This is a genomic window from Sphingobium sp. BS19 (assembly GCF_027925545.1).
Classification (GTDB): domain Bacteria; phylum Pseudomonadota; class Alphaproteobacteria; order Sphingomonadales; family Sphingomonadaceae; genus Sphingobium.
The window spans coordinates 1-6,353 of record NZ_BSEF01000053.1 but is presented as its reverse complement, the minus strand read 5'-3'; the positions used below and the strand labels follow the sequence as shown (position 1 = coordinate 6,353).

At 57.9% G+C, this 6,353-nt stretch carries 6 protein-coding genes and 1 pseudogene; 6 read left to right on the top strand and 1 reads right to left on the bottom strand.

Annotated elements, in window-relative coordinates; translation table 11 throughout:
• Nucleotides 1-110, bottom strand: a 110-nt coding sequence (locus QMG56_RS22845; RefSeq protein WP_281825171.1) for an NAD(P)-binding protein, incomplete at its 3' end; no start/stop codon positions are given.
• Between the two features lie 273 nt (nucleotides 111-383).
• Between QMG56_RS22845 and QMG56_RS22840 the strand changes: the two genes are divergently transcribed.
• From QMG56_RS22840 to QMG56_RS22815, 6 genes and pseudogenes are all read left to right on the top strand, one after another.
• Nucleotides 384-623 carry a hypothetical protein gene (locus QMG56_RS22840; protein ID WP_281825170.1) on the top strand — a complete coding sequence of 80 codons (240 nt, stop codon included), beginning with the start codon at nucleotides 384-386 and terminating at the stop codon, nucleotides 621-623.
• A 101-nt stretch (nucleotides 624-724) separates the two neighbouring features.
• Nucleotides 725-1,906, top strand: a pseudogene (locus QMG56_RS22835) (acetyl-CoA C-acyltransferase).
• A gap of 9 nt (nucleotides 1,907-1,915) precedes the next feature.
• Nucleotides 1,916-2,677, top strand: coding sequence for an SDR family NAD(P)-dependent oxidoreductase (locus QMG56_RS22830; protein ID WP_281825168.1), 762 nt, complete (start codon nucleotides 1,916-1,918; stop codon nucleotides 2,675-2,677).
• Between the two features lie 29 nt (nucleotides 2,678-2,706).
• Nucleotides 2,707-3,462: an SDR family NAD(P)-dependent oxidoreductase gene (locus QMG56_RS22825; RefSeq protein ID WP_281825167.1), complete on the top strand. Its 756-nt coding sequence runs from the start codon at nucleotides 2,707-2,709 to the stop codon at nucleotides 3,460-3,462.
• A 55-nt stretch (nucleotides 3,463-3,517) separates the two neighbouring features.
• Nucleotides 3,518-4,687: an acyl-CoA dehydrogenase family protein gene (locus tag QMG56_RS22820; protein WP_281825165.1), complete on the top strand. Its 1,170-nt coding sequence runs from the start codon at nucleotides 3,518-3,520 to the stop codon at nucleotides 4,685-4,687.
• Nucleotides 4,684-5,772, top strand: a complete 1,089-nt coding sequence (locus tag QMG56_RS22815; protein ID WP_281825163.1) for a phosphotransferase — start codon at nucleotides 4,684-4,686, stop codon at nucleotides 5,770-5,772. Before QMG56_RS22820 ends, QMG56_RS22815 begins: the two co-directional genes overlap by 4 nt.
• The last annotated feature ends 581 nt before the right edge of the window (nucleotides 5,773-6,353 follow it).

Sequence of the window (6,353 nt, the reverse complement as noted above, 5' to 3'; positions counted from 1 at the left end):
GCATTGCGCTCCAACACCAGCACCTTCATTCCGGCCGCGGCAAGATAGGCTGCCGCCACCAGCGAGTTGTGTCCTGCGCCAGCCACGACGACATCGAAATCTGCGTTCATCCCTGCCCATCTCCCAATCGGCCGTACCCATAGCAAACCAAGCCATCAGCCATTTGTTATTCGTCAGACGCTCATTGCCCGGACGCATCGTCAACGTAGCCTGCTTCCTCGCACTTCTGGGACATGATGGAAACAACCTAAAGAGCCGAGAACAACGTGTTTGAGAAATACGTACACGACGGGAACTCGACCGACACTATAGGCTACGCTGTAGCCGAGTTCGACAACCATGCCTATGCGCAGCTTTGAACCGCTGCATAGACGGAGAAGCAGATGAGCAAATCAATAAAGATTTATGCCCCGGATAAGAGCAATCTCATGGAAATAAGCACTCTTGAAGCCAAAGATGGCAATCTTGTGATCAAGGGAAAAATCATGGGAAGCATGCCGATGACCGCCGTGGTCAGGCCGGAAGAAGCGCGAAACGTCATTTCGCTGCTTAATTGGAAGCTTGCGCTGTTCCTGCTGAGTTTCCTGTTTCGGAAACCTACCGGCAGAATCCCGGGGAAATAAACAATAATTCAGCACGGTATTCCGTAACGTGCGAGCATGTCCGATTGTAATCGTATCAGTCACCGGCACATGGTCGTCGTCCGCACCTAGCAGGAGTTCTCATGACTGATCCGATTATCATTTCCTCGTATGTACGTACACCAATAGGGGCCTTTCAAGGCGGACTCTCAAGCGTGACCGCCACTGAACTGGGTGCAATTGCAGTAAAGGCGGCGGTCGAGCGTTCCGGTTGCCCGTTGCATGTGATCGACCGCATCTATATGGGGTGCGTCCTGCCCGCCGGGCTTGGTCAGGCACCAGCGCGACAGGCGGCGCTCGGTGCAAGCCTGCCAGAATCCATTGAAGCCACTACGATCAACAAGATGTGCGGCTCGGGGATGCAGGCCACGATCATGGCGGCCGAGGCGCTGGCTTCCGGTGGCGCGGACGTTGTTATCGCCGGTGGCATGGAAAGTATGACCAATGCCCCCTACGCGCTTCCCAAACATCGCGGGGGCGCTCGTATTGGTCATGACCGGATCATCGATACCATGATGATGGATGGCCTGGAAGACGCTTACGAGAAGGGCAAGGCCATGGGCGCCTTTGCGCAACTTACAGCGGAGGACTATCAATTCACACGCGAAGCTATGGACGCTTATGCGATAGAGAGCCTCACACGAGCCAACAATGCGATTACCAGCGGTGCTTTTACAGACGAGGTTGTATCGGTCGCTATCACGGTTCGTGGCGGGGAAACAATCGTCACTCAGGATGAACAGCCGGGTAAAGCAAAACCGGATAAGATACCTAGTCTCAAGCCGGCCTTCGCAAAGGACGGCACTATTACGGCCGCCAGTTCGGCGTCCATTTCGGACGGTGCCGCTGCGCTGGTGTTGACGCGCGCAAGCGTTGCGCAGGAACTGCATCTCAAGCAATAAGCCCGCCTCGTCGCCACCGCCGCCCATGCCCATGCACCCGCCTTGTTCACGACCGCCCCCGTTTTCGCGATCCGCAAGGTACTGGATAAGGCAGGATGGTCGATAGACGACGTCGACCTGTTCGAGGTCAACGAGGCTTTTGCCGCTGTCGCCATGATCGCGATGCATGACCTCGCCATTCCGCACCACAAGATCAACGTCAATGGTGGTGCCACTGCACTTGGCCACCCGATCGGTTCCAGCGGCGCACGTATTATCGTCACATTGATCGCAGCACTTAAGGCACGGAACCTGAAGAAGGGCGTTGCCGCACTTTGCATCGGGGGCGGCGAAGCGACCGCCGTCGCGGTAGAGTTGGTTTAGGGAAAGCCCATGAACATCGATTTACAAGCCGCCATCATCACGGGCGGCGCATCAGGGCTTGGGGCGGCGACTGCTAGGTTGCTTGCCGCGAAGGGCGCAAAAGTCTCCATTTTCGATCTGAATCCATTGGAAGGCGAAACAATCGCACGAGAAATTGGCGGTTTGTTTCAACCAGTCGATGTGACCGACGAAGGCAGCGTCACTGCGGGTCTCGACGCCGCCGAAGCGGCGCATGGGACGGCCCGGATTCTGGTCAATTGCGCTGGAATCGCTCCTGCAATAAAAGCCGTTGGTCGAGAGTTTGTTCCGCACCCGATGGATAGCTTCCGCAAGGCAGTAGAAATCAATCTGGTCGGCACATTCCTTGTAGCGTCCCGGTTCGCCGCCCGATTGCAGCAAACGAAGGCCATTGGTGAGGAACGGGGCGTAATCATAAACACGGCCTCTGTCGCTGCTTTTGACGGGCAAATCGGCCAAGCCGCCTATGCCGCATCAAAGGGAGGCGTGGTGGGCATGACGCTGCCGCTCGCCCGCGAATTCGGTCGGTGGCAGATACGCGTAATGACCATTGCGCCGGGAATCTTCTGGACATCATTGTTGGCAGGCTTGCCACAGGCTGCGCAGGACTCGCTGGCCCAGCAGGTTCCGCATCCCAGCCGGCTCGGAAAGCCTGAAGAATATGCCATGCTGGTCGATAGCATTCTGGCCAATCCCATGCTGAACGGGGAAACGATCCGGCTGGATGGCGCCATTCGCATGGCTGCGCGATAGGCAGCATTGAACAGATGGACCAGATAAATATGTCGGAGAACAAACCATTAACCGGGAAGGTGGCGCTGGTGACTGGCGCATCAAGCGGTCTTGGCGCGCATTTCGCGGGCGTGCTGGCCAATGCCGGCGCGCATGTCGTAATCGCAGCCCGACGCGAGGGAGCACTGGCCGAACTCGCAAGTCGTATCAATGCTTCAGGAGGTTCTGCGGAATCTGTTGCGTTTGATGTGACCGACTTTGCCAGCATTGAGGCGATTTCCCCTTCATTCGCCAAACTCGATATCCTGGTGAACAATGCGGGCATCGTCCGTGAGGGCCCTGCTCTTGAACAGACCGAAGCTGACTGGGACGCAGTTATCGACACCAACCTGAAAGGCTGCTTCCTGATGGCGCAGGCCGCCGCGCGCGCCTTTCGGGCGCACGGCCGGGGCGGGGAGATCATCAACATCGCTTCTATTCTGGGGTTGCGCCAGGCCGGCATGGTTTTGCCCTATGCGGTGTCAAAGGCGGGAGTGATCCAGATGACCAAGTTGCTGGCGCTTGAGTGGGCGCGGCATGGCATAAGGGTCAACGCCATTGCTCCGGGTTATGTCTCCACAGAACTGAACGACGAGTTCTGGCAAAGCGATCCGGGCAAGGCGATGATGAAGCGCATTCCGCAGTGTCGGCTCGGACATCTGGCCGATCTTGACGCCCCGCTGCTCATGCTGGCTTCGGGCGCCTCGGCCTATATGACTGGATCGGTGCTGACGATCGATGGCGGCCATCTGGTCAGCAGTCTTTAGAAAACGCTGTAGGGCGTCCATCACTCATATGCATTAACGAACCCGGAGATTGCGCGTGACCGTTACCGGCAGAGCCGTTGAAATAGCCAACGCCGTAGAACATTTCGTTCGTGATGCGGTCATCCCCTATGAAAAAGATCCGCGTTGCACAGTCCATGGGCCATCGGACGGTCTCGTCGCAGAATTGCGGGCGCTGGCCCGCGAAGCGGGCGTGCTCACCCCCCACATCCTTGCTGACGGTTCGCATCTCTCCCAGCGTGAGACAGCGCTCGTCCTTATTCGCTCGGGTCTTTCTCCTCTGGGCCCGCTCGCCTGCAACACAATGGCGCCGGACGAAGGTAACATGTATCTGCTTGGCCACGTCGCCAATGCGGAACAGAAGCAGCGTTTTCTCGCTCCACTGGTTTCCGGCTCGGCGCGTTCCGCCTTTTTCATGACCGAGCCCGCCGAGGACGGAGGAGCCGGGTCCGACCCCTCGATGATGCAGACGATTTGCCTGCACGATGGTAACCACTGGGTGATCAACGGGCGCAAGGCCTTCATCACCGGGGCCGGGGGTGCGAAAGTCGGTATCGTGATGGCGAAGGCTGACGTCGGTGCCTGCATGTTTCTGGTCGACCTTCCCGACCCGGCGATCCGTATCGAGCGAGTCCTCGATACGATCGACAGTTCCATGCCCGGCGGCCACGCCATCGTTGCGATCGACAATCTGCGCGTGCCCGCCGACCAGATGCTTGGCGCGGCAGGGGAAGGTTTCAAATATGCTCAGGTTCGCCTGTCTCCGGCACGCTTGTCGCATTGTATGCGGTGGCTGGGTGCTTGCATCCGCGCTCAGGAGATCGCCAGTTCATATGCCTGTCGTCGCATGGCTTTCGGAAAGCCGCTGATAGATCACGAAGGTGTAGGCTTCATGCTCGCCGAGAACCGCATCGACATCAAGCAGTGCGAACTGATGATCGACTGGGCGGCGGGCGTGCTCGATTCTGGCTCTCTCGGTACGTCGGAAAGCTCGATGGCCAAGGTCGCTGTTTCGGAGGCGCTGATGCGGATCGCCGACAAATGCGTACAGGTGATGGGTGGTACCGGCGTGACGAAGGACACGATCGTCGAGCAGGTCTTCCGCGAGGTCCGCGCATTTCGCATTTATGACGGCCCCACTGAGGTTCACAAATGGTCGTTGGCGAAGCGGATCAAGCGCGAAATGAAGGAGGCGCTCTCACTATGAGTGCGGACATTTGGGAAAATGTCGGTACGACCGCAGTCAGGCAGGGCTTTGCGATAGATGCCGGGGCGCTCCAGGCATGGATGACGGCGAACGTAGCGGGCTTCACCGGTCCGCTCTCCATCGCGCAGTTCAAGGGCGGCCAATCCAATCCGACCTACATGCTGAAGACGCCATTACACGACTATGTCCTGCGGCGTAAGCCGCCGGGTCAGTTGTTGAAGGGTGCCCATGCGATCGAGCGCGAGGCGAAGGTGATATCCGCGCTGGGGAGCGTCGAGTTTCCCGTTCCGCACATTCATGGTTTGTGTGTCGATGAATCGGTTCTCGGAACGTGGTTCTATGTCATGGACATGGTCCAAGGCCGCATCTTCTGGGACACAACGTTCCCTGAGGTCAGCCGGGAAGACCGGCCGCACTACTTTGAAGCCATGAATACAACGCTGGCCAAGCTGCACAGTGTCGATTTTAATGGCGTGGGGTTGGGCGACTATGGCCGATCGGGTAACTATTTTTCCCGCCAGATCGGACGGTGGACGAAGCAGTATCTCGAAGACAGCGATGCCGGCCGCGATCCGAACATGGACAAGTTAATCGAATGGCTGCCGGGTGCCATCCCGGACGAAGGCGACGTCACGGCCCTCGTTCACGGAGACTTCCGCTGCGACAACATGATCTTCCACCCGACCGAACCCAGAGTTCTGGCGGTGCTGGATTGGGAGCTTTCCACGCTCGGTCATCCAGGAGCGGATTTCGCATATCACGCGATGATGTATCGAATGCCGCCTCACATAGTCGCCGGCCTGCGCGGGGCGGACCTTGCCGCGCTTAATATCCCTTCGGAACAGGACTATCTGGATTCTTATTGTGGTCGTGCGGGACGTAAGACGATGCCGCACTATCAATTCTATCTCGCATTCAACTTTTTCCGGATGGCGGCGATCTTTCATGGAATAAAGGGCCGGTGTATCCGAGGTACTGCCGCTTCGGCCCAGGCAAGAGATCGTGCAGCGGTCTTCCCGGAACTGGCCCAAATTGCCTGGGAACAGGCGGAGCCGAACCCGCTTCAAAGACCTTCACACGCCTGAGCGGTGCTTCTCAGATGCTCCCGAATTGGCAGCGATAAGGCCGTTGTCCCGGTCGCAAGCAGCATAGCGACGTTCAGCGAGAAATGCTTGGTATCCAACTTGCTGCAAGTCCAACTCCACCATGCGACGTGGTTCTCCAGCATGTGGATGCGAGTCGCGAGCATAGCGCGGTCACCAAAGGGCCAGATGCCGCTGCGTGGCTGTTAAAATTGTCAAAATCGGTACTGTTGTGCCGAAATCGGAACTACAGTGCCTCCACCGGCTATACAGCGCCTTCCCCCTTGCACCATCACTGGGATCGAATCATCTTAGGCTTGATCAAACGAGGGTCGAAGGCGCTACACACTCGCAACGGAGCGATGAACCCTTCGACCCGGTACCATGATCGAAACATGATGAAGGAGGTTTTTGGCTCGGCGCCTGGGCTATTGAATGAACGGACCTGATCTGCCCCCTGCGGAGTGGCCCAGAGACTATGATAGTCTGGACCACGAAAGGGACATCGAATGCCAAGCAAGAAGCACAAGCCGGAAGAGATTATCGGCAAGCTGCGTGAAGTTGAGATCGTGCTGGCGCAGGGT

What these genes read in the sequence shown, in the direction of transcription:
- QMG56_RS22830 (WP_281825168.1), top strand. Translation starts at nt 1,916, where the DNA reads ATGAACATCGATTTACAAGCCGCCATCATCACGGGCGGCGCATCAGGG.
- QMG56_RS22825 (WP_281825167.1), top strand. Translation starts at nt 2,707, where the DNA reads ATGTCGGAGAACAAACCATTAACCGGGAAGGTGGCGCTGGTGACTGGC.
- QMG56_RS22840 (WP_281825170.1), top strand. Translation starts at nt 384, where the DNA reads ATGAGCAAATCAATAAAGATTTATGCCCCGGATAAGAGCAATCTCATG.
- QMG56_RS22815 (WP_281825163.1), top strand. Translation starts at nt 4,684, where the DNA reads ATGAGTGCGGACATTTGGGAAAATGTCGGTACGACCGCAGTCAGGCAG.